The organism is Paenibacillus sp. FSL R7-269, from assembly GCF_000517865.1.
Classification (GTDB): Bacteria; Bacillota; Bacilli; order Paenibacillales; family Paenibacillaceae; genus Paenibacillus_AQ.
On the sequence record NZ_ASPS01000049.1, the window covers coordinates 1 to 24969 of the forward strand.

The 24969-nt window shown below is 52.6% G+C and carries 21 protein-coding genes and 1 riboswitch; of the genes, 8 read left to right on the top strand and 13 right to left on the bottom strand.

From position 1 onward, the window contains the following. Positions 1–209: 209 nt before the first annotated feature. Positions 210–1037, bottom strand: a complete 828-nt coding sequence (ccsA, locus tag C162_RS21275; RefSeq protein WP_036697485.1) for a cytochrome c biogenesis protein CcsA — start codon at positions 1035–1037, stop codon at positions 210–212. A gap of 5 nt (positions 1038–1042) precedes the next feature. Then, a complete protein-coding gene (gene hemA, locus C162_RS21280) occupies positions 1043–2434 on the bottom strand; it encodes a glutamyl-tRNA reductase (RefSeq protein ID WP_036697486.1) in 1392 nt (463 codons plus the stop codon). Between the two features lie 331 nt (positions 2435–2765). Beyond that, positions 2766–2868: riboswitch (purine riboswitch) on the top strand. A 124-nt stretch (positions 2869–2992) separates the two neighbouring features. Between hemA and C162_RS21285 the strand changes: the two genes are divergently transcribed. The 3 genes from C162_RS21285 to hpt are packed head-to-tail and all read left to right on the top strand — an operon-like array spanning position 2993 to position 5658. After that, positions 2993–3553, top strand: coding sequence for a phosphoribosyltransferase (locus C162_RS21285; RefSeq protein WP_036697487.1), 561 nt, complete (start codon positions 2993–2995; stop codon positions 3551–3553). A 32-nt stretch (positions 3554–3585) separates the two neighbouring features. Next, entirely contained in the window at positions 3586–5100 is a 1515-nt protein-coding gene (locus C162_RS21290) for an IMP dehydrogenase (protein ID WP_036697488.1), read from the top strand. 27 nt (positions 5101–5127) lie between these two features. Beyond that, complete coding sequence (gene hpt, locus C162_RS21295) at positions 5128–5658, top strand: hypoxanthine phosphoribosyltransferase (RefSeq protein WP_200869229.1); 531 nt, start codon at positions 5128–5130, stop codon at positions 5656–5658. A gap of 79 nt (positions 5659–5737) precedes the next feature. On the opposite strand, the gene C162_RS21300 is transcribed toward hpt, so the two are convergent. The 5 genes from C162_RS21300 to C162_RS21320 form a co-directional block, all read right to left on the bottom strand. Then, on the bottom strand, positions 5738–6004 hold the full coding sequence (locus C162_RS21300; RefSeq protein ID WP_036697490.1) for a hypothetical protein: 267 nt from the start codon (positions 6002–6004) through the stop codon (positions 5738–5740). Between the two features lie 130 nt (positions 6005–6134). Then, entirely contained in the window at positions 6135–6467 is a 333-nt protein-coding gene (locus C162_RS21305) for a DUF3139 domain-containing protein (protein WP_036697491.1), read from the bottom strand. 217 nt (positions 6468–6684) lie between these two features. After that, complete coding sequence (locus tag C162_RS21310) at positions 6685–7464, bottom strand: SDR family NAD(P)-dependent oxidoreductase (protein ID WP_036697492.1); 780 nt, start codon at positions 7462–7464, stop codon at positions 6685–6687. A gap of 116 nt (positions 7465–7580) precedes the next feature. Then, a complete protein-coding gene (locus C162_RS21315; RefSeq protein WP_036697493.1) occupies positions 7581–7898 on the bottom strand; it encodes a hypothetical protein in 318 nt (105 codons plus the stop codon). A gap of 176 nt (positions 7899–8074) precedes the next feature. Next, positions 8075–9262, bottom strand: coding sequence for a hypothetical protein (locus C162_RS21320; RefSeq protein ID WP_036697494.1), 1188 nt, complete (start codon positions 9260–9262; stop codon positions 8075–8077). Between the two features lie 204 nt (positions 9263–9466). On the opposite strand from C162_RS21320, the gene C162_RS21325 reads away from it, so the two are divergent. Beyond that, complete coding sequence (locus C162_RS21325) at positions 9467–9646, top strand: hypothetical protein (protein WP_036697495.1); 180 nt, start codon at positions 9467–9469, stop codon at positions 9644–9646. Between the two features lie 72 nt (positions 9647–9718). On the opposite strand, the gene C162_RS21330 is transcribed toward C162_RS21325, so the two are convergent. The 5 genes from C162_RS21330 to C162_RS21350 all read right to left on the bottom strand — a co-directional run bounded on the left by C162_RS21330 (position 9719) and on the right by C162_RS21350 (position 15258). After that, positions 9719–10615 (bottom strand): sugar phosphate isomerase/epimerase family protein, encoded by an 897-nt coding sequence (locus tag C162_RS21330; protein WP_036697496.1) that lies wholly within the window; start codon positions 10613–10615, stop codon positions 9719–9721. Positions 10616–10658: 43 nt separating this feature from the next. Beyond that, the gene (locus C162_RS21335) at positions 10659–11681 is read right to left on the bottom strand and encodes a LacI family DNA-binding transcriptional regulator (protein WP_036697498.1); all 1023 of its coding nucleotides are present in this window, start codon (positions 11679–11681) and stop codon (positions 10659–10661) included. 65 nt (positions 11682–11746) lie between these two features. After that, a complete protein-coding gene (locus C162_RS21340) occupies positions 11747–13318 on the bottom strand; it encodes a DUF3502 domain-containing protein (protein WP_036697499.1) in 1572 nt (523 codons plus the stop codon). A gap of 80 nt (positions 13319–13398) precedes the next feature. Then, positions 13399–14295 carry a carbohydrate ABC transporter permease gene (locus tag C162_RS21345; RefSeq protein ID WP_036697501.1) on the bottom strand — a complete coding sequence of 299 codons (897 nt, stop codon included), beginning with the start codon at positions 14293–14295 and terminating at the stop codon, positions 13399–13401. Positions 14296–14322: 27 nt separating this feature from the next. Further along, a complete protein-coding gene (locus C162_RS21350; RefSeq protein ID WP_036697502.1) occupies positions 14323–15258 on the bottom strand; it encodes an ABC transporter permease in 936 nt (311 codons plus the stop codon). Positions 15259–15643: 385 nt separating this feature from the next. Between C162_RS21350 and C162_RS21355 the strand changes: the two genes are divergently transcribed. Together C162_RS21355 and bglX are read left to right on the top strand one after the other, a co-directional pair. Then, positions 15644–18994, top strand: a complete 3351-nt coding sequence (locus C162_RS21355) for a GH36-type glycosyl hydrolase domain-containing protein (RefSeq protein ID WP_051493824.1) — start codon at positions 15644–15646, stop codon at positions 18992–18994. Positions 18995–19023: 29 nt separating this feature from the next. Then, the gene (bglX, locus tag C162_RS21360) at positions 19024–21189 is read left to right on the top strand and encodes a beta-glucosidase BglX (RefSeq protein ID WP_036697504.1); all 2166 of its coding nucleotides are present in this window, start codon (positions 19024–19026) and stop codon (positions 21187–21189) included. An 89-nt stretch (positions 21190–21278) separates the two neighbouring features. On the opposite strand, the gene C162_RS21365 is transcribed toward bglX, so the two are convergent. Continuing rightward, a complete protein-coding gene (locus C162_RS21365) occupies positions 21279–22049 on the bottom strand; it encodes a DeoR/GlpR family DNA-binding transcription regulator (RefSeq protein ID WP_036697507.1) in 771 nt (256 codons plus the stop codon). A gap of 974 nt (positions 22050–23023) precedes the next feature. Between C162_RS21365 and C162_RS21370 the strand changes: the two genes are divergently transcribed. Then, complete coding sequence (locus tag C162_RS21370; RefSeq protein WP_036697508.1) at positions 23024–24004, top strand: metallophosphoesterase family protein; 981 nt, start codon at positions 23024–23026, stop codon at positions 24002–24004. A gap of 14 nt (positions 24005–24018) precedes the next feature. Beyond that, on the top strand, positions 24019–24921 hold the full coding sequence (locus tag C162_RS21375; protein WP_036697510.1) for a DMT family transporter: 903 nt from the start codon (positions 24019–24021) through the stop codon (positions 24919–24921). The last annotated feature ends 48 nt before the right edge of the window (positions 24922–24969 follow it).

Consider the following 24969-nt stretch of genomic DNA (forward strand, 5'->3'; position numbering starts at 1 on the left):
CCCAACTCACTCTCATCCATCTTCCAGCCCACTGGCAGGCTACTCTCCATCCCGCTCACTCCAGCTCCCCCGGCACTCCCAACTCACTTTCATCCATCTTCCAGCCCACTGGCAGGCTACTCTCCATCCCGCTCACTCCAGCTCCCCCGGCACTCCCAACTCACTCTCATCCATCTTCCAGCCTACTGGCAGGCTACTCTCCATCCCGCTCACTCCCCGCCCCAGCCATGGAACTTCGACCAGGAATTCAACAGGAAGTTAAGAATAATGAAGCCGTACCCGGCAATCGCCCAGCGGGCCATGACGGTACCGCTCCGGAGGCCGGAGAACTTCAGCACCAGGTAGGCAATGTAGACGCCAAGGCCCGTAAGCGTAGTCAGGACCTTCGTATCCTGAAACAGCGGCGTCCGCCCTTCCGCGACAATTGACAGACCCGCCAGAACCAGCGAGGCCAGCAGCAGCGGAACTCCGGCCAGGATCGCTGTGTAGGAATATTTGTCCATCGTCTCCAGGCTGGGCAGCCTGCGTACGCGGTCATCCCACTTCTTATTCTTCAGCTTCGTATGCAGGAATAGATACATTATCGCAAATACCGTCCCCAGTGTCAGTGCGGCAAAGCTCAGATTCGCCAAAATCACATGCATCGCCAGCCACCCGTGCACCGCACTCCAGCTCTGCAAGGTATGATCCTCTGCCGTCAGCCATACCCGGTTCAGCAGGAATACGCTGAAGCCCGCCATGCTGAGCAGCAGCACCGTGAACTCACCGCCGCGCGTATACGTCACAGCAAACGAGGTAACCACCATGCTGAAGGAGAACCAGAACAGGAAATCATAAGGCGTGAAAATCGGCAATCCGCCCTCCTGGGCGAAGCGGATCGCAAGTCCGGTCAGCTGCAGCAGGCCCACGACAGCAAGAAGCCCTGTGCCCAGCCGCTTTCCGCCCGGATTACGCCGAAGGCAATCCGAGAAAACAAACAGCAGGCTCAGGGCATATAGCAGCAGAGCGGCATCATATATTCCGTTCAGCAGTAGCATGTGGCTCACCCGCCCAGCAAACCGGCTGGGGTAAGCACCGCTCCCGGCACACGGATCTCTCCGCCGGAGGGACGTTCAGCAGTGCTGCGTTGAAGCGGTTCAACACTTTCACCGGCCGGACCTGCATCCAGCTGCTCCTGCAGGGCGAAGATCTGAGTGAAATACTCCAGTGCTTCATTCCCCTGCTTGCCGCCGGACATCTCCTTGATCACATTGATCGGATCATGCATCATCTGGTTGACGATGCTCTTGGTCAGCCGGCGGATCACCTTGCGCTGATGCTCATCCAGCTCAGGCAGCTTGTTGAACAGACTACCCATCGTTTCTTCATATATTCCGTTTGACTTGTCCTGCAGCGCACGGATTACCGGTCTGACGCCGAGCGTCTTCAACCATTGCTGGAAATCCGCCATCTCGCCTTCAATCATAACCTCGATCTTGGCGGCTTCACTGCGGCGCATCTCCAGATTGCTCTCCACAATGCCTTCCAGATCGTCGATATCATAGAGGAATACATCCGGCACACTGGCAGCAGCAGGGTCAATATCGCGCGGCACCGCAATGTCGATCATGAACAGCGGCCGTGAAGGACGGCGCTTCATGCCCTCGGCTACCTGGGCAGCCGTCAGCACATAGCCGTCTGCACCCGTGGAGCTGATCACAATATCCACTTCATCCAGAGATTTCAGCGCCTCTTCAATCGTGCTGGGCTTACCCGAGAATTTCTCGGCCAGCTCGATGGCACGGGACAATGTGCGGTTGGCAACAATTACTTCCGCCGCGCCGCTGCTGTACAGATGCTTGACCGTCAGCTCGCTCATTTTGCCGGCGCCGAGAATGAGCACTCTTTTGCCGGTGAACATGCCGAAGATCCGCTTCCCCAGCTCCACTGCCGCATAGCTGACCGACACCGCACTCTCGCCGATCGAGGTCTCACTATGCGCACGCTTGCCGAGCGTCACCGCCTGCTTGAACAGCCGGTTGAACCAGGTTCCGGTAACCCCTTCCGCCTGAGCCGTCAGGAAGGCGCTGCGCACCTGACCCAGAATCTGTGTCTCGCCAATCACCATGGAATCCAGACCGCAGGTGACACGCATCAGATGGGCAATCGCCTGCTCGTCTTCATATATATACATATGTTGCGTAAATACATCGCTTCTTACTCCGAACCACTGCTCCATGAAGCTGCGGATGAAATATCCGCACATATGAAGGCGGTCCACGACCACATAAATTTCCGTCCGGTTACAGGTGGCGACAACGACCCCTTCCAGAACGCTCTTCGTCTGCAGCAGCTGATGAAGCGCAAGCGGCAGATCTTTCTCGGCAAAAGCGAACTGTTCCCTCACCTCTACGGGAGCCGTACGGTAATTCAGGCCAACGACGACAATATGCATCGCTTGTTCACCATCCTAATCTATATTCATTGGTGTAGGCGCTGTTACTGCTTATCAGCAAATAATAGAATCAATTTCACAAGATCTCAAAACGCTGTGTTAAGTATATCACATCAAAATACGGCTTTTAACAAAACCTTTGAACTATTTATGAATTGCAGATAATAATTATTATAAATAAGTCCATAAGTAATTAAATATAACACATCGATGGAATATTGACACACTTTATTACGGATGATAGCATATAACAAATGATCTGAGTTAACTTTTATAACATATGTAGCAAAAACGACCTAATTCTCCTTTCCTAAGTTAACATTGTGTCAGTTATGTCCTTTCAAACCTCTCTTGTATAAGCCCGTTAATCCGGAATGGGCGTATCTACAGGCAACCGTAAATTGCCCCAGGCTACAAGAGGCCAGACCCCTGCTGGATAAATCAGTGTGAGCTTACGGGTGAAACCGGGCTTTTCTCTGCTGATGTATCCTGCTCTGGACTGCGCCTCCTTTAGCCTGGGGTTTTTAGCATCCATTATAATAGAAGGAGTGAGGGCAAATGAGTGCATCCTACGCAAGCTTAAGTGAATCGATCCGTAAGGCCAGAAATGTGAGGATCTACAAGAACAAGGACACCGCCTATGACTTCAAGCTCTACCCCTTCGGAGAACGCGGAACGTATATCGCCCCCGAGCTGATCCGTGAAATCACTCACAAACTGGCGGATGCTGTAGCGGAGCAATTTCCCGATTTTGATTACATTGTCTCCCCTGAACCCGGCGGTCATACCTGGGGGATGCTGGCTGCCTACAAGCTGATGAAGCCGATGAATATTCTGCGCCTCAGTACGGAGCTGTATGAGAATTATGAGGTTAGTGTCAGGCGCGAGACGGCGTATAATGAGAATTATATCTATTTTGACGGCTTCTCTTCCGGTGACCGCGTGCTGCTGCTGGATGATGTGATTAGTTCAGGCGCTACGATCCGCTGCATTGCTGCTCAATTGTCTGTGATGGGCGTGACGCTTGTCGGCGTGCAGGCAATCTTAGCCAAAGGTGAGCATTACAAGCAGCTGGAAGCGGACATCGGAGTACCCGTCAGGTTCCTGTCCCAGGTATAAGTTGTCCAAAAATAGCAGGGGAGTGACAAGCCATGGCTTATTATTACGAGCAGCCTTCAAGAACCTTCAGTGAGTTCCTGCTGGTGCCCAGCCTGACCACCAAAGATTGCATTCCCGGAAATGTGGATCTTAGCACACCGGTAACCAAATTCCGCCGGGGAGAGACCCCGGCACTGACCATGAACCTCCCCGTGACTTCGGCGGTCATGCAGGCGGTATCCGACCACAACATGGCAATCGCACTGGCCAAAAGCGGGGGCATCTCCTTCATCTATGGCTCCCAGTCTATCACGCAACAGGTCGAAATGGTCCGCCGGGTCAAAAAGTTCAAAGCCGGATTCGTCCTCAGCGACTCGAACCTGCGCCCGGAAGATACGCTTCAGGATGTGCTGGTGCTGAAGGCGCGCAGCGGCCACTCTACCATTGCGATTACAGACAACGGAGAACCAACGGGCAGACTGATGGGCATCGTCACCAGCCGGGATTACCGCGAGAACCGCCTCCCGCCGGATTGCCCGATTACAGAGTTCATGACCCCGCTGGCTTCGTTGATCTACGCCGAAGAAGGCATCACACTGACAGAAGCGAACGACATGATCTGGGATCATAAGCTGAACTGCCTGCCGATTGTGAATGACAGCGGCCATCTCGTCCACCTGGTCTTCCGAAAGGATTATGACAGCCATCAGGAGTATCCGCTGGAGCTGCATGACGACAACAAACAGCTCATCGTGGGTGCCGGAATCAATTCGCGGGATTACAAGGAGCGTGTACCGGCGCTGGTGGAGGCTGGAGCAGATATCCTGTGTATCGATTCCTCTGACGGGTATTCGGAGTGGCAGGCGGAGACCATCCATTATATTAAGGAGACTTTCGGGGAGAGCGTGAAGGTCGGCGCGGGCAATGTTGTCGATAAGGAGGGCTTCCTGTATCTCGTGGAGGCGGGAGCTGATTTCATCAAAGTCGGTATCGGCGGCGGCTCCATCTGCATCACCCGCGAGCAAAAGGGCATCGGCCGGGGCCAGGCCTCCTCCGTCATCGAAGTGGCGGCGGCGCGCCAGGAATATTATGAGCAGACCGGCATCTATGTCCCCATCTGCTCGGACGGCGGAATTGTTTATGACTATCATATTGTGCTGGCGCTGGCGATGGGCGCTGACTTCGTGATGCTTGGGCGCTATTTCGCCAGATTCGATGAGAGTCCCGGACGCAAGCTGCTGGTCGGCGGGAACTTCGTGAAGGAATATTGGGGCGAAGGCTCCAGCCGGGCCCGCAACTGGCAGCGTTATGACTTCGGCAATGCCGATAAAGAGAGCAAGCTGGAATTCGAGGAGGGGGTGGATTCCTTTATCCCCTATGCCGGACGGCTGAAGGATAATCTTGATCTCAGCATCAGCAAAATCAAGTCCACCATGTGCAATTGCGGCGCGCTAACCATCCCGGAATTGCAGCAGAAGGCCAAGATTACCCTGGTCTCCTCGACAACGATCTTTGAAGGAGGCGCACATGATGTTATGCTTAAGGAAAAGGACAGATCATCTTCCTGATCCCATCCTGATCCATAAGGAGCGTCAATCATGAGCCAAATTACCAAAGTTCTGGTCAGCAAGGACCAGCTACAGCAGCGAGTACAGGAACTGGGCGCTGAAATATCGCGCGACTACGAAGGCAAGGAGCTTGTGCTTATCGGTATTCTTAAGGGCGGCGCTGTATTCATGTCCGACCTGATGCGGGAGATTACTTTTCCGGTTGGCATCGATTATATGTCGGTCTCCAGCTACGGCGCCAGCGCCACCTCCTCCGGTGTCATCACGATTAAGAAGGATATCGACATCGATATCCGGGGCAAGCATGTCCTGCTCGTCGAGGATCTGATCGACACCGGGCTGACACTTCAGCATCTGCAGCAGCTGTTCGCCCTGCGCGAAGCCGCCAGCGTACGCATCTGCACCATCCTCAGCAAGCCTTCCCGCCGCCTGGTCAATGTTCCCATTGACTACAGCGGGATTGACATCCCGGACGAATTCGTCGTCGGCTACGGCCTCGACTATGCCGAGCAGTACCGTAATCTGCCGGAGGTCTGGATCATCAAGACTGGCGAATAGGTACTTGCCCCACAATGAAACACCCGCAGCAGGAGATTGTCTCTCCACTTCTGCGGGTGTTGTCTTGTTTCTTATATAGCTAGTAGGTGCGGCTATCCTGGACATGGATATAATTTACGCCCTGCGCCGTCAATTTGGAGCCGCTCGTGTCCACGACGCGGACCGCTTTCTTGCCTTTGCCACTGAGGGAGAAGCTAATATTATTCGCCAGCTTGTTCTCTACAATCTGTTCAAGCGCACTGTGAAAGCCCCCAACCGTCACTCCCTCCAGGTTCTCCAGAACCGGCACTTTACCCTCTTCAATAGTCTTAAGAATTTGATAGATCAACGACTTGCTACCATCCATTCCCGTTCGCCTCCTGCATCAATTGTGAGCGTTTACAACACATCCGCCTTACATGCAAGCTTTTCCATCATTATGTATATTCTCTTATTCGACAGCGCAGAACGTTTACCTCTAACCTGGAAATCAATCATCAATAAAAAGTTTCATCAATATGTCCCCCGTACATGCTGCTGACTCCGACGAGTCTGAACACACCATTCACTTTGGCATACGTATAATTCTGATCGGGTTCATCCTTATATCGTACCTCCGCTTCATAATCGCCCGATTTCAGGCTATAGACTCCCCGGATCTCTTGAATATCTGCTTCGGGATATGCTCTGGTATGAATCAGGTAGGCTTTGACCTCATTAGCGATTTGACTTCTTTTATAGGGTAATCCGGTTAGCGACAGGTAGATCCCTCCTGCTACAACAACGAGTACCACAACAGCAATTATCGTACCCCGGTTAGTAAGCCTCATGCGGATAACCTCCGTTCAAAATAGGGTTCCAACCCTGAGTGAGAATAACATAAATTTACAAGTGTCAGTTCATTTTACCATACTGGGTGAATGCCAGCATATTGTATTCGGTTTCTCACATATATTCGGTCACTCATCAACTCTTCCGCCTGAACGCAAAAAAGCACCCCTCAAGGTGCTTCCTGCCACTAGCCACTTTTCCTGCCACTTTCCATCCTTATGCGTTTTGGCGGTATATTGGTGCGCCCAGCGGTGAACTGCCGGCTCCGCCGTCAACGGCGATATCAGCGCCCTGGATATACGATGAATCCTCGGAGGCCAGGAACAGCGCTACCTTGGCGACCTCTTCCGGCACAGCCGCGCGGCCCAGCGGAATCGAAAGGGCCATGCCTGCCTCAACCTGCTTCCAGTTATCCATCGCCGACTCGCCCCAGATCGGAGTGCGCGTTACGCCGGGCGCAATGTTGTTGACGCGGATGCCCAGCGGGGACAGCTCGGAGGCCAGCACTTTGGTCATGCTGCTAACCGCTCCTTTGCTGGCGGCATAGGCGGAATTGCCAGGTCTTCCGGCCTTGGCTAACACAGAGCCCGTCAGAATGACGGAGGCTCCGGCCTTCAGATGAGGCAGCGCAGCCTGGACGGTGAAGAAGGTACCGGTCACATTGACCCGAAGCACTTCCTCGAAGGTGGCAAGCTCTGTGCTACCCAACGGTGTGTAGCCCGCGATTCCTGCATTCGCGTAGACCACATCCAGTCTGCCGAAGGCCTCTATCGCTGCATTCACAGCCTTCACCGCACTCTGCGGATCAGTCGCATCCCCCTGCACAGCAACCGCATACTCCGCGCCCAGCTCTTCTACCGCCGCATGCAGGGATACCGGATTACGGCCGGTAATGACCACTCTGGCGCCCTCCGCCACAAATAACCTTGCGCTAGCCAACCCAATCCCGCTATTCCCTCCAGTAATCAATGCAACCTTCCCGTCAAGCTTCCCCATCGTTACCACTCCTTATCGTTTTTATTTGAGACCGATCGTTCTATTATTGTCAAAAAAATAATTTCTTTCGTAGCTGCATCTTAACATATTCAAGAACGTTCGGTAAAGTATTATTTTTACCGAACGTTCTCAAATAGCATCAGCCATGCAAAAAACAGAAAATATCCCCCAATCCACAGCAGTGCCCCTATCATGATGATGATTCCTATGTACCCCGCCCAGCCTGGCGGTTTCCTTGTGTACTTCAACAGAAGAAGCGATGCAACAACCAAAACCGCAGAAGGGATGCCTATTATCTGGAGCAGCAATATATTTATGACATCCAGGATAAATCCTTGGCTGAACCATGGGTTAGTCAGCAGGACAACGAGCGCTAAGCCTACAATATTCACCACGACAGCAATAATCCAGAGTATTCTAACGGGTCTAACCATGCTTCACCCCCTATGCTATCCCATTACCCGCTACTCACAAGTATTACACCAAAGCTAACGTTATTCTCCACAATACCTTCAATTAAAGACGGGTCCGTCCCCATGGGGACAAGACCCGTCTTTATCACTCATCTTTGTTAGTCATCTTTGCCATTCGTCAAGATCTAACGGACAACCTACTGCCCTGCCGTCTCAAAAGAAAACCGTGCTGTCCAGGTAGCGCCTGCATCCTTCGTCACATAGAGGGTGGAGCTGTTCATATCCTTAACAGCCATCCAGCCCTGATTGACGTCGGTGAACGAGATCGTTCCTTCGAATCCGGGAATGGTCTGCTGATTCTTCCAGCTCTGTCCGTTGTTCTTGGTGAGCCCGATTCCCACTTGCTCCGCTGCCGGCTGGTATCCTGCCAGAAAGGCAGTCTGTGTGCCGATCAGCACCATATTACCGGGGGTACCCGAAGCTGGCCCCTTCTTCGCTATGGCTGCGCCGCTGCCCGGAGCCGGACCGCCGCCTGCGGTCTCCTGGGCAATCACCCGGGTCCAGCTGCCGCCGGAGTTAGAGCTGCCGTAGAGGGAATAAGAGGTCTGCGACATGCCGACGCCGCCGTACAGCAGCGCATACACCTGACTGTCCTTAGCGTAGATCTGTCCGTAATTCGCCTCAGGGGTGGAAGCGCTAAGTACCTGCTTCCAGGCTGCTCCACCGTTAGTTGTCTTCATCACCCGATAGCCGCTGCCGGGAACGACCACCACAGCCCAGCCGTTATTCCGGCTGGTGAATTCCGCTCCGCGTGTGTTGGCAGGCGTCTTGATCAGACTCCAGCTCTCCCCGCCATCCTTCGTATAATATGTAGATGCGCGGTTGTATCCGAAGCCCTGACTCTTGTCCAGGAACTCTATCCGTTCAAAGGTTACTGCCTGGTTCGACAGCCTTGTCCAGGTAGAGCCGCCGTCTGCCGTTCTTAGCAGATATTTAGCCTGCCCGTCCTTGACGGCAGCAAGCGCCCAGCCGTGAACATTATCCGGGAAATCAATCTGCTGGAAACTCCACTGTCCTTCATAGATCTTTTGGAAATGGCAGCCGCCGTCCGAGGTTCCAATCAGAAAACCGTTTCCGGCTGCGCGCCCGATATTCGCGTTCAGAAACTCCACATCCGAGAAGGTAAGCGGAATGCTGTCAGCTCCGCCATGTGCCTTTTGCAAATCCTGAAGCAGCTCGTGATCTCCAGTCCCGCAAGCCGGTGCCGCGGCCGAAGCTGCCGCCGCCTGAACCGGGGAAGCCGCCGCTCCCCAGCCTGACAGGGCAAGTAGACCTGCGGTAAGAAGAGTTACGGTTATCTGCTGTAATCTGGTCGTTCTATTCATCGGTAACACCTCCTGAATATATATTACCCTCTCCACAGAACGTCACTCCGAAGGCACATGAATATGTTACTCCATCTGAGGCCGACTATTCAGGTGTGAAATGGTACAAAACTGTAACCATTTTTGCTGTTAAAATATCCTATCCGTGTTTAATAATAAGTACAGAGATTTACAAGCAATGCATTCAAGGAGGAAGTGGACGGTATGATTAAACAGGATATTCAGCATGCACTTCTCTCCAATCTATGCCAGCGCGTGCATTTAATCAGCGGAGAAACGTACACTGGAGTATGCCAAATCGACCACTCCGCAGATGCACTGCATATTGAAACGAATAAAGGGACCTTCACCGTCCCCTATTGGACGATCAAGCGGTTCATCTAATCACATCATTCCAACCCAAAAGACCTCACGGCCACATCAGGAGATGTGAAACATGAGGTCTTTCTTGTGTACTTATACAACCGGATTCGGTATCATACTGCCGCCCCGGCAATGCTTCAGGTAATTCAGCGCATGGACCTGGCCTGTCATCTCCAGCTCATCCCGGTAGACCGGATCATGCCAGCCTTCAATATCAATCGTACCCTGATAGCCGCCCTGCCGGAGAATGGTGATAATATCCGTCCAGTTCGTATCTCCGAAGCCCGGCGTCCGGTCCCACACATAAGGCTTCGGACCATGAATTCCGTATTCCTTGACTATGTCCCAGGCAATCGTCGCGTCCTTGCCATGAACATGGAAAATCTTATCCACCCATTTGCGCAGCTGCGGAATCGGATCAATTAGCGCGGTGAGCTGATGGGCAGGCTCCCATTCCAGCCCGAGATTGTCTGCCGTAACGGCGTTGAACATTTTCTCCCAAGCTGTAGGGTTATGAGCAATATTCCAGTCACCCTTCTGCCAGCTCCCGCCCATCGCACAATTCTCAAAAGCAATCCGCAGACCCTTGTCTGCCGCCCGCTTCGACAATTCTCCGAACACCTCGGCGAATCTCGGAAGCGACTCGTCAATCGACGAGCCCGGCAAGCGCCCCGTGAATCCGCCGATAAGGTCAGTCCCGAACAAATGAGCGTGCTCAATCAGCTGCGCCCAGCCTTCCAAGGTAGCCTCTGTCTCAGCCTCCGGCCCGCCGCCAAGCGGATTGCCGTAGATGCCGACAGCAGAGATGATGAAGTGATGCTCAGCCGCCAGCTCCCGGACCCGGGCTGCGGTCTCCGCCAGATCGATTCCGCCTGTCGTCTGCCAGAAATTCAATTGAAAGGAGTCGAAGCCATGCTCTACAATCTGCGGAATGACCTGGACGGCTTCGCCGCCGCGTACAAGCGTCCCTATTCTCAGTGAATCTTGCATGTTGTTGTCAACTCCAGTTGGTTTTATAGTCAGCGCCCTGCTGTTACCGGCCCTTAATCATCTTGCAAGAGCCCCGTTTGAGCAATACCGCATCATAGACAATGTGCTGATGGGAGGAATGTTTGGTAATCAGGTCGAACAACACGCCCACACTGGACAGTGCCATTTCAGTGCCCGGCTGGCTGATCGTATCCAGCGCAGGATGATAGTACTCAGCCATCTCAATACCGTCGAAGCCGATGATCGAAATATCATCGGGGATAGATAAGCCTGCGGTAAGCACAGCTTTGGCCGCACCGATCGCAATCGTATCGGAGGCCGCAAAGATAGCGGTTACGGTTCTGTCGCGGTTAAGCAGTCTGCGTGCAGCATTGAAGCCTGAGCTTGGACTGTATTCACAATCCTCTACGAATCCCGGATTATAAGGTATGTTATGTTCTTCCAGCGCCATCTTGTAGCCAAGAAGGCGGCGGCTGCCTGTGGTGTCTTCCAGTAAAGGGGATTTGGCGAGAAAGCCGATGTTTCGATGTCCCAGCGAAAGTAAATAAGAGGTTGCCTTATAGGCTTCCTTGGATTCATCGATCGTTACGCTTGAGAAGATGGACGGGTCCACTTCCTGTGAGGTAGTGATGGTCGTGAGTACGAATGGAACGGTTAACTGCTTGAATTTCTCTTCGGAGTGATTATAGGTACCGCCCATGAAAATAATCCCGCTAAGATTCTTCTCTTTCACCAGCTGAATGGCTGCGTTAATCTCATCGGTGCCGTCTTCTACCTGATGGATAAGAAACGGATATCCGCGCAGATTGACCTGACGTTCAATCTCCTTGATCATAATCGAGAAGAATGGGTTAGTGATCCCTTTTACCATAAGTGCAATATTTTTGGATTGCGTTGTTTTCAGATTTCTGGCATTGGAATTGGGAATATAATTATATTCCTTGACGACACTCAGTACCTTCTCCCGGGTGGCATTGCTCACCAGACCCTTATTATTGATGACTCTGGACACTGTTGAGATGCCGACACCGGATATCCTGGCGATATCCTTAATGTTTACGTCCACTCTACTCCCCCATTTATAGGTAAGGGAGCTATAAGATATAGCTCCCCTGTAACCTATACATTCTTTTAGTTAACAGGTGTAAATTCTGCCAATTGTTTCTCTACTTCGGCAATGACCTTATCAACTCCTGCTTTTTTCAGCTGATCGCGGTATTCTGCTACAGCCGTTTTTGCATCTTTATTTGTTTTACCCAGCATGAGCTGGATACCAAGCTGTGCATTCACGTTCGAGATCGAAGCAATCTCAGTAGTTACATTAGCCGGGTCGAAGCTGAAGCCGTTGTACGGATCATCAATCGCTTCTTTATCCCATGCAGCGAACAGTTCCTTACGAACCGGGTTCTCAGTATCACTAGGAATCACGAACTTGTCGTTTCTGAGGGACCAAGCCGAGAAGCCTCCGCCGTCTGTTTTTTCATTGAAGCCCTGCGGCTGTTTCTTCACGCCATCTTCAATAACGTAGTGCTTGCCTTCGATACCGTACTGCATCAGATCGTAGTAGCTCTTATCAGTCATGAACTTCTCAATAACCATAAGAGAGCGCTCTGGATTATTCGAATTGGCGCTGATAACGGTTGAGTTATCTACACCCATTTTACGTTTGATTTTCTTGTTGGCTTCAGCAAAGGTATAGAACGCTGTAGGAGCATTAGGCAGCGCCTTGATATCTCCGCCATACTGGCCGATCCAGTCCTGGGCATGAGTCAGATAACCCGCAGAGTTCGCGGCTCTGAAGTTGTCTTTGCTGCCAAGGGAAGCGGACAGAACGTCTTTGCCCCAGTAGCCTTTGTCGCCCCACTCACGCATTTTCACAGCCCAATCCTCGAATTCCTGGGTGAAGGCCGGATGGAATACAGTCTTGTAATCCTCAGGGCTCTTAGTGACCAGGTTCAATTCATTAAGCGAGATACCAGGTGCGTTCAGCCACATGCCTGTAGTATCAACGAGCATTCTGTACATGTTCTGTGCATCTTCAGCTTTACCGTTGATTGGAGGGAAGGACTCGTTCTTCACCACGTTATCCATGTATTTAACCATATCATCAATGGACTTAATGTCAGTCATGCCGTATTTCTTCAGCAGATCGGTACGGTAGGCATAACCGGCAGGCGTATATTCACTGAACAGACTCGGTACGCCGTAGATTTTGCCATTCACCTTGGTATTCTGCCAGGAGGATTCTGGAATCTCAGCCTTCAGCTTAGGCGCTACCTTGTCCAGCATGTCGGTAATGTCGGTCAGCGCACCTTCAGTAGCCAGGGTGTAGTAGGACACAGGAGCACCCGGAGAAGCATGCGACAGATCGAACGATTCGCCGGAAGCGAATAGCAGCGGATACTTGGTTGCTACGTCTCCCCAGTCAATATATTTGATTTCAAGCGTAGTATTGAGATCAGCCTTAAGCTTCTTGTTAATCTCAGCCAGAATGTCTTTATTGGTAACTCCCTCACTGCCCCACAGGTAGTACGTCAGCTTCGCTTCCTTAGAAGTGTCTACGCCTCCGGAATTAGTGGAAGTGGATGGAGTGTTCGACGAGCCTGTATTTCCATTTGCATTATTGCTTGACGAACAAGCGGATAGCACTCCAGTAAGCATGAGGACAGCAGCTAGAGAAGAAGCAATCTTTTTACCTTTCATTCGGTAAGCCTCCCTTTTCTTTTCTATATTATGAATCTTGCATCTATAACAAACACCCTTCAAATTGAAGCAGGCGTCCATTAACCCTTAACAGCACCGATGGTAAGACCGGTTACGAAGTAACGCTGAATGAATGGATACAGGAGAATGATCGGGCCTGTAGCCAGCACGGCTGTAGCCATTTTGATCGATTGGGTCGGCAGATCGGCTGTATTAATGACCGCTCCCGAGTTGATGAGACTGCCCATATTCGCCTGATTGATCATGCGCTGCAGGAAGTACTGGAGCGGGAATTTGGTCTGAGTGTCCATGTACAGCATTCCGTTGTACCACTCATTCCAGAAGCCCAGTGCCGAGAACAGTCCGATTGTTGCCAGTGACGGAACCGCCAGCGGCATGAAGATCCGCCAGTAGATGCGGAAATCGCCTGCACCGTCAATCGTTGCTGATTCATACAGGGAATCCGGGATCGCCTTCATGAAGTTACGCATCAGGAAGATCGACCACGCCCCTACCACAGCCGGCAGAATCATGGCGAACAGGTTGTCCTTGAGGTGCAGATGCTTAACCATCAGGATGTAAGTCGGAATCAATCCTCCACTGAACAAGGTGGTGAAATAGATCAGGAAGGAGAAGAAGTTACGGTATTTGAAATCCTTGCGGTTCAGGACAAATCCGGCCATGGACATCATGAACAGCCCGAGCACCGTACCGACGACTGTGATAAAGATCGTTACCTGATAAGCATCCACCAGCTTGGAGGAGTTACTGAGCAACAATTCATAGGCCTTGAAAGAGATCTCATTCGGAATCAGCTTGTACCCCTCGCGGATAATCTCCTGCTCATTCATGAAGGAGGAAGAGATCATCAGCGCAAAAGGAAACACACAGAACAGGGCAAAGATGGAGATGCAAATGTAGCTGATCACCTTAATGAAAATGCTGCCTGAATCCTGTTTAATAGTATTACTTGCCATATTAACACCCCTGTTTCTTATCTTGTCTTAGAACAACGCGCTATCCGGTTCAACCTTGCGCACAATAAAGTTAACGACAAGCACCAGAACCAGACCGAATAAGGATTGGTAGAAGCCTACAGCAGCACCCATGGAGAAGTTAAATTGTCCCACGAGCGACCGGAAGACATACGTATCTATAATATCCGTCTGCGGATACAGCACGGAGTTTGTTCCAATCAAATTGTAGAAGAGGTCGAAGGAGCCTTTGAGAATTCCGCCCATACCGAACAGGAGGAGCAGAATGAAGGTTGGCTTCAGAATCGGCAGAGTCATATAACGGATACGCTGCCAGGTAGTGGCGCCGTCCATATAGGCTGCTTCATAAAGATCATGGTTGATTCCCGTTATAGCTGCCAGATAGACAATCATACCGTAACCGGTACTTGCCCAGATCTTGAACGCTACAATGATGTATTTCCAGATTCCAGCGTCGGAGTAGAACTCAATCTTGTCTAAGCCCGTACTGGTAAGCATCGTATTGATAAACCCGGAGTTGAAATTGAACAGGTTATACGCGAACACGCCGACGATAACCATCGAGATGAAGTTCGGAAGCAGAATAACCGACTGGGAGATCTTCTTGAACCACTTGCCTGTAATCTCCGACAGCATGATGGCAAATACAATCTGGATGATGTTACCTAGTGCAAGGAACACCAGATTGTAGAGCAAAGTATTCTTGGTGATATTCCAGAGGTCTCCGTTCTGAATCAGGAACTCAAAGTTCTTGAGTCCGATAAAGTCACTGCCGAAGATCCCTTTGTTGAGCTTGTAATCTACGAATGCAACGTAAGCGCCAGGCATTACCGCATAATGAAACACAGCAAAATACACAATGACAGGCAGCAGCATGAGATACAACACTTTGTTCTTCAATAATTCCCGGACAACATTTCCGCCCGATTGTACAAATCTTGCCAATGAACCCACCTCCAAATTAAACATTGCATTCCACTGCAACTAATTAACCCTTTTCGACCATATAGAAACGTTTCCATTATTTCTTTGTGTTTCCCCTGCTCAGAGCATACTCCTTCCTTGTATACGCTGTCAAACATTTTTTATTTTTAAATAACAAGTAATAAAATTACATTTCGCTGTTCATAATAGATGAAAAGGCGTTTTTTTTATAGATAATTGACTTTTTTCAGTCAAAAGTCTAAACTCGAAATGTATCGCCTATGGAAACGTTTCTATTTATTCTTTACATGGACATGTCAGCCCTTTTTTGTGACATCTGATGATGAATTCCCCCGTTCTGATCCATTTCATGTCCTAACTTAAGCATTGGAAAGCGAGGCTCGATATGATATTCAAACAACAAATGAACATGATTACCTTAACCCGGGATGACCTGTCGTATACATTCCTGCCTTCAGGAGATATTTTTGAATTCTCACAGGGCTCCACTCTTATTAATCTGTTCCAGGGTAATCCGGCAGACGGCTCTTCTAATAGTATCTATCTGCGCGTATATACGGAGCAAGGAATCCAGAGCTATCCGCTGCTGGGTATTAAGTCGGGCTCCAAGCTGTCCCGTACCGATGACAAACTGATTTTTGAAGGTTCTATAGAAGCAATCAGCTACCGCGTAACCTTCGCACCGGCAAAGGACGGCATCTGGTTCTGGCAGCTTCAGCTCTCCGGCAACGGTGAGACTGTAGATGTAGTGTATGGCCAGGACGTCGGCATTGCAGATAAAGGCGGCATTCTCGCTAATGAGCTGTATATGAGCCAATATCTGGATCACAGCATCTGGGAAGGCCCGCAGGGCTACGCCGTCTGCTCGCGTCAGAACCAGCCGCAGGGAACGGACTTCCCTTATCTCCAGCAGGGTGTAGTCGGCTCACGGGCTGTAGGCTACTCCACGGATGGTATGCAGTTCTTCGGCATTTCCTATAAAGGAAGCTATGTGCCTGAAGCGCTTAACGGCAATCTGCAGAACCGTAATTATCAATACGAGCTGGCTTATACCGCACTCCAGACTGAGACTATGGTCCTGTCGGCTCCAGTAGAATTCGCCTTCTATGGCCTATTCCGTCCGAATCATCCCGCTGCTGTAACTGAGCTTGAATTCCAGGCTGAGCTGCAGGCAGCTTATGCAGAGATCGACTGGAGCGGCAAGGAAGCCGTGCCAAGCCGGGATGTCCCTGTGCTGAGTGACGATATCGGCAAGCCATATGTCTCCGCACAGTGGTCACAGGCCGAGATCGATGCTGCCTTCCCGAACCGGAAGCTTGAGGAGATGGAGAACGGACAGCTGCTCTCCTTCTTCACAGACGGGCATGTCCATGTGGTTCTACAGCCTAAGGAGCTGCTGGTAGAACGTCCGCATGGCCATATCATCACCTCGCTGCTGGGCGACAAGCAGGTAGACAACAACCTGATCTCCTCCACTAACTATATGTACGGTATTTTCAACGGACAGACTGTAGTGGGGAATACCTCTTTCCATAAAGGGCTCTCCACGCCGCGCGGCCTGCTCAACATTCAGCGCAACAGCGGTCAGCGGATCTATGTCCGCATGGACGGAGTCTACCGGATTCTTACGCTGCCGGCGGCTTACGAGATGGGCGTGAATTTTGCGAAATGGCATTATCAGGTTGAAGACGATGTGCTGACCGTTACTGCGATCGCCGCAGCGGACCAGCCGGATGTTGCCCTTCAGGTCCAGTCGAAGCTGGGCAGATCCTACGATTATCTGATCACGAACCAGCTGGTCATGGGCGAGCATGAATTCCAGCATCCGGTACGGGTAGAAGAGAAAGACGGCATCCTGCAGCTTCTTCCTGATGAAGCATTGCTTCAGAAGCTTCCTTATCCTGGCCTGCATTTCGATATCCAGTTGCCTGGGACTTCTTATACGTATAGTGACGACCGGATGTTCTATGCCGACAGACAGCCGCGCAACGGCACTCTGCTTACCTTGTCGGTAACGCAGTCCTCCGGCTTCCAGCTCGTGCTTCAGGGCAGACTTACAGCGGCTGAGGCTCTTCCGCTGACGGTCCCTTACACACTGGAGAAGGAGCAGGCACAGTATAACGAATTCTACGCTTCGTTCACTTCCGGCTTCCAGCTGGAGCTGGATGGAGCCGAGCAGTCACGGATCGACATTCTGAATGAGACCGCATGGTGGTACACCCATAATGCGATGACCCATTTCATCATGCCGCATGGCCTTGAACAGCCGGGCGGAGCAGCCTGGGGTACACGCGATGTCTGCCAGGGGCCAATGGAATACTTCCTAATGACTCAGCATTATGAGCTGGCACGCAATACCCTGCTGAAGATCTATTCGCATCAACTGTGGGAGAGCAAGGAATGGCCGCAATGGTTCATGTTCGACCAGCATCCGGTTCAGGCCCATGAATGGCATGGCGACGTTGTGCTCTGGCCGCTGAAATGCATTAGCGATTACATCATGGCTACCGGAGATTATGCGATTCTTAACGAAGAAATCGGCTATCACCATCTGGCGGACGCTCAGCCAAGCCAGCAGACCGCGACTGTCCTTGAACATGTGAAGGCTGCCGTTGAGACCATCCGTGAACGCTTCGTACCGGGTACGTCTCTGATCAACTATGCCGGCGGCGACTGGGATGACACCCTGCAGCCAGCCAATGAAGCGCTCAAGACCAAGCTGGTCAGCGCATGGACGGTCGCGCTCGCCTTCCAGGTGATCCGCAATCTGTCCCAGGTGACTTCCGCCGATCCTGAATTCTCCGCCAGCCTGGCAACTATGGCCGAAGAGATGAAGGAATCGTTCCGTACCCTCCTGATCAAAGACGGCGTGATCGCCGGCTTCGCTTACTTCCAGGAGAACGGCAGCATTGATTATATGCTTCATCCGCTGGATCAGCAGACCGGCATTCATTACCGGTTATTGCCGATGACCCGCAGTATTATTGCGGAGCTGGTTACACCGGATCAGGCCGCAGCCAATCTGCGCCTGATCGATGAGCACCTGAACTGCCCGGACGGCGTGCGCCTGATGGACCGTCCTGCCCGCTATGAAGGCGGCGTAAGCACCATCTTCCGCCGTGCGGAGCAAGCAGCCAGCGTCGGCCGTGAGATCAGCCTGCAATATGTACATGCCCATATCCGCTATATTGAAGCTTCCGCCAAGCTGGGCGAAGCGAAGCGTGCCTGGGACGGCCTGTTCCAGATCAACCCGATCAACATCCGGCAGAGCGTGCCTAATGCGCAGCTGCGTCAGAGCAACATGTACTTCAGCAGCTCGGACGGCGACTTCCCTGACCGCTACAGCTATCAGGAGAACTTCGACCAGCTGCGTGACGGCAGCGTTGAGGTGAAGGGCGGCTGGCGGCTGTATTCCAGCGGTCCCGGAATCTATCTGAATCAGCTGATCTCAGCCGTCCTGGGTATCCGCTTCAGTGAAGAAGAGCTGATTATTGATCCGGTCCTTCCGGCCAGCCTTGATGGTCTGCGCTTCACTTATGAGTGCTTCGGCAAGAAGATGACCTTCGTCTATCACATCAGCCCAGGTAAGGCCCGCACCCCGGAAGTGCAGGCAGCAGGCGTTGCTGTTACTGGCCAGGTACTACCGAATCCATACCGCCCGGGTGCGGTAAGCATTGCCAAGAATCATCTGATGAGCCTGCCCGGCGATGAGCTGCATATCTATGTAACACAATAACTTTCAGTACGCTTACGAAGGAGTTAACCATGACTAAACCGTTTATCCAGGATCTCGTGAACGATATGACACTAGACGAGAAGTTAGCCCAGCTTACCCAGCTTGGTCCATACTATTGGGGTCTGGATGATACCGTGGATTTGACGGGTCCATTCAAAGAACTTAATATCGAGCCGCAAGTGATCAAAAGCATCGGCAGCGTTCTGAATGGCATCGGCGCGCGGAATGTCATTGAGCTGCAGACCCGGCATCTGGAATCCAGCCGCCTGAAGATCCCGCTGATCTTCATGGCCGATGTCATTCACGGCTACCGGACCATTCTGCCGATTCCGCTCGCTATGGGCTGTTCTTTCGATCTTGAGGCCTGCGAGCAGTTCGCTGAGGTAGCCGCGCGGGAGAGCGCTGCCGCCGGTATTCACCTCACCTTCTCTCCGATGACCGACCTCGTGCGTGATCCGCGCTGGGGCCGGGTCATGGAGACCTCCGGTGAGGACCCTTACCTGAACGCCCGGGTGACCGAGAGCATGGTCCGGGGCTACCAGGGCAAGGACCTGAAGGAGCCGGGGCGGATCGCTGCCTGCGTGAAGCACTTCGCCGGCTACGGCGCGCCTGAAGGCGGACGTGAATATAACACGGTGGATATGTCCACCGGTGTGCTCCGCGAGTTCTATCTGCCAGCCTACAAGGCAGCAGTAGATGCCGGTGTCGCTATGGTAATGGCTGCGTTCAATACCATTGACCGCATCCCGTCCAGCGGCAACAGCAAGCTCCTGCGCGGTATTCTCCGCGAGGAATGGGGCTTCGACGGCGTAACCATCGCCGACTTCAACTCCGTGAACGAGCTGGTGCCCCACGGCGCAGCGCAAGACGGACGTGAAGCTGCCCTGAAGAGTCTGTTAGCCGGACTGGATATCGAGATGATGTCCACCCACTATCTGAACCACGCTGCCTCGCTTGCCCAGGAAGGTCTCCTCGACCTCCGCCTCATCGACGAAGCGGTTACGCGGCTACTGGAGCTTAAGGACGCCCTCGGCCTGTTCGACAATCCGTTCAAGGATGCCGACCCTGTAGCAGATGAAGCCGACAAGCCAAGTCCCGAGCATCTTCAGGCGGCACGCGAGATGGGTGCCCGCTCAATCGTTCTGCTGAAGAACGAAGGCGGAGTCCTGCCGCTGAAGCGCGGGATGAAGATCGGCCTCGCCGGTCCCTTCGCTACCTCGATCAATGTTCTTGGCGGCTGGGCTGGTACCGAGAAAGACCCGGCGGTCTCCCTCTACACCGGCATCACCGGCAAAATCCCGGCAACAGACCTGCTCACAGCAATGACCGGCGAGCTGGGAAGCATGCTGGAGGGTGTATTCGATGTGGAGGATGCTTCCGAAGCGGCTTATGAGCAGCTGAAGGACTGTGATGTGATTCTTGCCGCAGTCGGCGAGAATCAGCAGGATACCGGGGAAGGCGGCAGTAAGGCCAGCCTGCGGCTGTCCGCCAATCAGGAGAAGCTGATCCACCGCCTCAAGGCAACCGGCAAGCCGGTGGTCACCATTGTATTCAGCGGCCGCCCGCTGGAGCTTGCACCAGTGCTTGAGTCAAGTGACGCGCTCGTACAGGCCTGGTTCCTCGGCACAGAGTCGGGAAATTCCATTGCAGATGTGCTGTTCGGCGATTATAACCCGTCCGGACGCCTCTCCATGAGCTTCCCTTACTCCGTGGGACAGATCCCGGTGTACTATAATGCTTATCAGACGGGACGTCCTTATGATCCCCAGTATCCGAATGTGCGTTATGTAACCCGCTATCTGGATATTCCGAATGATCCGTTGTTCTGCTTCGGCTATGGCCTTAGCTATTCCGCCTTTGCCTACAGCGGCTTCACAGTAGAAGCTGGGGCAGACGGCAAGGTGCTTGCCTCCATCCAGGTGGAGAACACCTCGGAGGTTACCGGCAAGGAGACCGTACAGCTCTATATCCGCGATGTTACCGCAAGTGTGGTCCGTCCCGGCAAGGAGCTGAAGGGCTTCAAGCAGATTACCCTTGCCCCGCATGAGAAGCAGACGGTATCCTTCGAGATCACCAGAGACATGCTCATGTTCTACGCCCAGGATGATCAGCTGGTGTTCGAGCCTGGAGACTTCGATATCATGCTCGGTGCCAACTCCAGTGATCATAGCACGCAGCGGATCTGGATCGGCTGACCCTACTAACCAATAGACATAACAAATAGCGCCAATCCTCCACTTCACAAGTGTATGGATTGGCGCTATTTATATTGCACAGCTCTGCGTTACGCACCGGTCAGCAGCTCAATATCCAGCCGTGCAAAGGTATCCTTCCATTCCTCAGAGCAGCCGCTGTCGGTCAGCACCATGGAGATATGCTCTAGCGGGGCGATCTGGGCAAAGGTAGTGATGCCGAATTTGGAATGATCCGCGACCAGAATGGATTCCTCGGCCCGTTCCATCATTTTGCGGGAGATGAGGGCTTCCTCCAGGTGGTAGTCGGTAATGCCCTCCGCGAGTGAGATCCCGCCGGCAGAGATGAACGCCTTATTCACCTTGAACTGACCCAGCAGATCATGGGCGGTGCCCCCTACTGCTGCCTGGTACCCTGCATTCACCTCACCCCCGGCAAAAATAACCTTCCCCGCAAACTGCTCCAGCGCACAATTCAGCACGGGAACAGAGTTCGTAATCACCGTCACTTGTGTACGGTCCTTAAGCGCGCGCATGATCTCAAGGGTCGTTGTTCCGTTGTCGAGGATGACCGTCTCACCGTCTTGAATAAGTGAGGCTGCCAGCCTGCCGATGGCCTGCTTGTCTTGCAGATGCATCTGGGCGCGCTTCATGAATGTAGGCTCATGATTCTCCGAGCGGATTCGCACCGCTCCCCCGTACACCTTGCGCAGCCGCCCTTCCTTCTCCAGCCGGTCAAGATCGCGCCGGATCGTCTCCGTCGTCACCCCGAACCGCTCCGCGAGAAAATGCACCTGTACCTTCCCCGCAAGCTCCAGCTGGGCGAGAATCGTGTGCTTGCGTTCTTCATAGGTCAGCGACATCCATGCTTCCTCCAGTCGGTGTTGATTTTATATAGAATGTACTTTTATTTTTTCTATGTTGGGATTGGCCGTGACACCAGAGAATAGTTGGCCCTCCAGCCGCTGTTGTCCCAGATTTCCTTGATTCAGCCACTTTTCGCGGGAGAAATCCGGTGACGGCTGCTGCACGAAAGTTTCAGGACCAATGTATGCGAAAAACAGCATACATTCTGCTGCACGAACTAGTAGACCATCAGATTTAAAAGGATGGATAAGTTTGTTAAACCCTATCAACCCAAAATCTAACGGACCGGTGAGATCTTATCTCCGCGAAAACGCCACTTTTTGCAGCGTAACGGACTCAGGCGAACTTATAGTCTCTCAATGAGACGTTTCGGAGCTGAAGTGCAAAGGATAAGGCCTATTCTAGCTCCATGGAGTCCGTTACTCGCCCAATTGGCGATTTTCTTCCCAAATAAGCGCACCTCAGTCCCTTACGATAAGCCAAGCGCCCCTGAAGAACAAGGCCCGCTTGGAAAAAAAGATGTAATTTGAAGGGGAATTGCGTCTGCTCCACTATTTTAAATCCGATAAGGTACTAGTTAGTAAATTCAAATTTTTTTGGGTATCTCTAGTCGAAATGTTGTTTCTAGTGTATTGATGTTGTTTTCACCAGTATATGAATCTGAATTCCACTTGTCAATGCGGCCCCTTTGCCACAGAAGCATCCTTGGTAGATATATGGGTATGGCACACATTGTATGAACTACAGTAGAATGAGCTTTTGCCTAATATCGTGCTAATTCTATTGCAGAGAATACAATCATCCCATAGGAGGCTTGACAGAATAACCAAACGAGCCTAAAATCAACATGAAACAACACAAAGAAACATAAATCAACAACACATTGAATCAACAAACGCCGCACTATTACATCACCACACGCCTTACTGCCATACCCATAATCGGATTGACAAGAGAGGGGATTTCCCGCATGAACAGTAAATTATCATTTCGGCCAGACGGCACCTTCACCATCGTACAGTTCACTGACCTCCACTGGATGGATGGAAGAGCAGAGGATCAGCAGACCCGGGAGCTGATGGAGCTGGTGCTGAAGGCGGAGCAGCCGGACCTGGTTATTTTCACAGGGGATACGATCTATACGGGTCCGGTCCGTGAAGGCGAGCTTCCTTGCCAGGACCCCAAGCAGGCCTTCCGCGATGCCGTGGCTGCTGTAGTGAATTCCGGTGTGCCTTGGGCGTTCGTATACGGCAACCACGACACGGAGAACGGAGTGACCTACAGCGAGCTGATGGAGATTGCGCAGGAGTCCCCGCAGTGTCTGGCTGAGGCTGGTCCGGCGGAGCTGGCAGGTTCAAGCAATTACGTCCTGGAGATTGAAGGCGCGGGCAATCATGCGGGAGCCATCCTCTATATGCTCGATACGGGTGCCTACTCTCCGCTGGAGCAGATTCCCGGGTATAGCTGGGTCCGGCGCAACCAGATGGATTGGCTGGCAGAGCAGTCTGCGCGGCTGAATCCCGGAGAAGGTCAAACGAAGCGGCCTGCACTGGCATTCTTCCATATCCCGCTGCCCGAATATGACGAGATGTGGAACACCCAAGTTTGTTACGGACACAAGTATGAACGGGTCTGCGCTCCGGTTCTGAATTCGGGGTTATTCGCTGCGCTCGTAGAGATGGGCGATGTGGCAGGCACCTTTTGCGGACATGACCATATCAATGATTTCACCGGCACGCTGCATGGCATCCGCCTCAGCTATGGCCGGGCAACCGGCTATAATACCTACGGGCACGACAACCTCAAGCGGGGAGCGCGCGTCATCCGTCTAGAGCAGGACCAACCGTCCTTCGACACCTGGCTCCGGCTGGCAGACGGCTCCCGTTGCACAGAACAGCCCGCCCATACACCTCTCCCTGCTGCAGGGTTCACAACACTAACTACTTCTTGAGGGGCTGACAATCCATGCTGCTGCCAATTCTTTTGGTGCTGGCTTCCGGAATGTGCCACGCGGTGTGGAGCATGTTCACCAAAAGAAGCCTGAATAAAAGCATCTTCCTGTGGTCGATCATGATGGTCTCCACGGTGCTGCTGCTGCCGGTACTGCTGATCGAGCTGTGGACACAGCCGCTGGCCGCCGGTGCTTACGCCCTGCTGCTGCTGTCTGTAGCGCTGCAGGCCTTATATTCCTGGCTTTTATCCATAACCTATGAGATGGGCGACCTGTCCCAGATCTACCCGGTGATGCGGGGGACAAGCACGCTGCTGATCCCGCTGATCGGCGTTATTTTCCTGAAAGAATCCTTGTCTGCCTATGGCTGGATCGGTATTTGCTGCATGCTCGGCGGCTTCGCTGTCCTCAGCGGAATAGGCTCCCGAAGAAGCCACCCGGCTTCATCCGGGTCTGTGTCCGGCACTCCTTCTGCATCCGGCCCCGGCACCACCTTAGGCTACTACACACCGGTACTCATGGCCCTCTGCGTGGGATTATGCACTACCTGCTACGTGTTCGTCGATAAGCTAAACCTTCAGCATATGTCGCCGCTGGCCCTGCTTGAGGTGACCAATATCGGCTTCGTTGCCGGACTGACCCCCGCGGTTCTGAGATCGCGGAAGCTGCTTGAAGAGTGGCGCCGCAACACATTCACCATCCTGCTGGGCAGCGTGCTGAATCCGGGCTCCTATCTGCTGTTCCTGTTCGCACTTCAGCAGGCACCGCTCGCCCACATCAGCCCGCTGCGGGAGATCGGAACCATATTCGCTACGCTCCTCGGTGTGTTGCTCTTGAAGGAGCGGCAGGGCCTGCGGCGGATGGTATGCTCAGTCGTCATTTTCTGCGGAATTCTGCTAATTGGCATCTGGGGGTAAGCAGGATAACTATCGCAGATGTCGAATTGAAACCGTATGATGAAGATA

What these genes read in the sequence shown, in the direction of transcription:
- ccsA (WP_036697485.1), bottom strand. Translation starts at nt 1,037, where the DNA reads ATGCTACTGCTGAACGGAATATATGATGCCGCTCTGCTGCTATATGCC.
- hemA (WP_036697486.1), bottom strand. Translation starts at nt 2,434, where the DNA reads ATGCATATTGTCGTCGTTGGCCTGAATTACCGTACGGCTCCCGTAGAG.
- C162_RS21285 (WP_036697487.1), top strand. Translation starts at nt 2,993, where the DNA reads ATGAGTGCATCCTACGCAAGCTTAAGTGAATCGATCCGTAAGGCCAGA.
- C162_RS21290 (WP_036697488.1), top strand. Translation starts at nt 3,586, where the DNA reads ATGGCTTATTATTACGAGCAGCCTTCAAGAACCTTCAGTGAGTTCCTG.
- C162_RS21300 (WP_036697490.1), bottom strand. Translation starts at nt 6,004, where the DNA reads ATGGATGGTAGCAAGTCGTTGATCTATCAAATTCTTAAGACTATTGAA.
- C162_RS21305 (WP_036697491.1), bottom strand. Translation starts at nt 6,467, where the DNA reads ATGAGGCTTACTAACCGGGGTACGATAATTGCTGTTGTGGTACTCGTT.
- C162_RS21310 (WP_036697492.1), bottom strand. Translation starts at nt 7,464, where the DNA reads ATGGGGAAGCTTGACGGGAAGGTTGCATTGATTACTGGAGGGAATAGC.
- C162_RS21315 (WP_036697493.1), bottom strand. Translation starts at nt 7,898, where the DNA reads ATGGTTAGACCCGTTAGAATACTCTGGATTATTGCTGTCGTGGTGAAT.
- C162_RS21320 (WP_036697494.1), bottom strand. Translation starts at nt 9,262, where the DNA reads ATGAATAGAACGACCAGATTACAGCAGATAACCGTAACTCTTCTTACC.
- C162_RS21325 (WP_036697495.1), top strand. Translation starts at nt 9,467, where the DNA reads ATGATTAAACAGGATATTCAGCATGCACTTCTCTCCAATCTATGCCAG.
- C162_RS21330 (WP_036697496.1), bottom strand. Translation starts at nt 10,615, where the DNA reads ATGCAAGATTCACTGAGAATAGGGACGCTTGTACGCGGCGGCGAAGCC.
- C162_RS21340 (WP_036697499.1), bottom strand. Translation starts at nt 13,318, where the DNA reads ATGAAAGGTAAAAAGATTGCTTCTTCTCTAGCTGCTGTCCTCATGCTT.
- C162_RS21345 (WP_036697501.1), bottom strand. Translation starts at nt 14,295, where the DNA reads ATGGCAAGTAATACTATTAAACAGGATTCAGGCAGCATTTTCATTAAG.
- C162_RS21355 (WP_051493824.1), top strand. Translation starts at nt 15,644, where the DNA reads ATGATATTCAAACAACAAATGAACATGATTACCTTAACCCGGGATGAC.
- bglX (WP_036697504.1), top strand. Translation starts at nt 19,024, where the DNA reads ATGACTAAACCGTTTATCCAGGATCTCGTGAACGATATGACACTAGAC.
- C162_RS21365 (WP_036697507.1), bottom strand. Translation starts at nt 22,049, where the DNA reads ATGTCGCTGACCTATGAAGAACGCAAGCACACGATTCTCGCCCAGCTG.
- C162_RS21370 (WP_036697508.1), top strand. Translation starts at nt 23,024, where the DNA reads ATGAACAGTAAATTATCATTTCGGCCAGACGGCACCTTCACCATCGTA.
- C162_RS21375 (WP_036697510.1), top strand. Translation starts at nt 24,019, where the DNA reads ATGCTGCTGCCAATTCTTTTGGTGCTGGCTTCCGGAATGTGCCACGCG.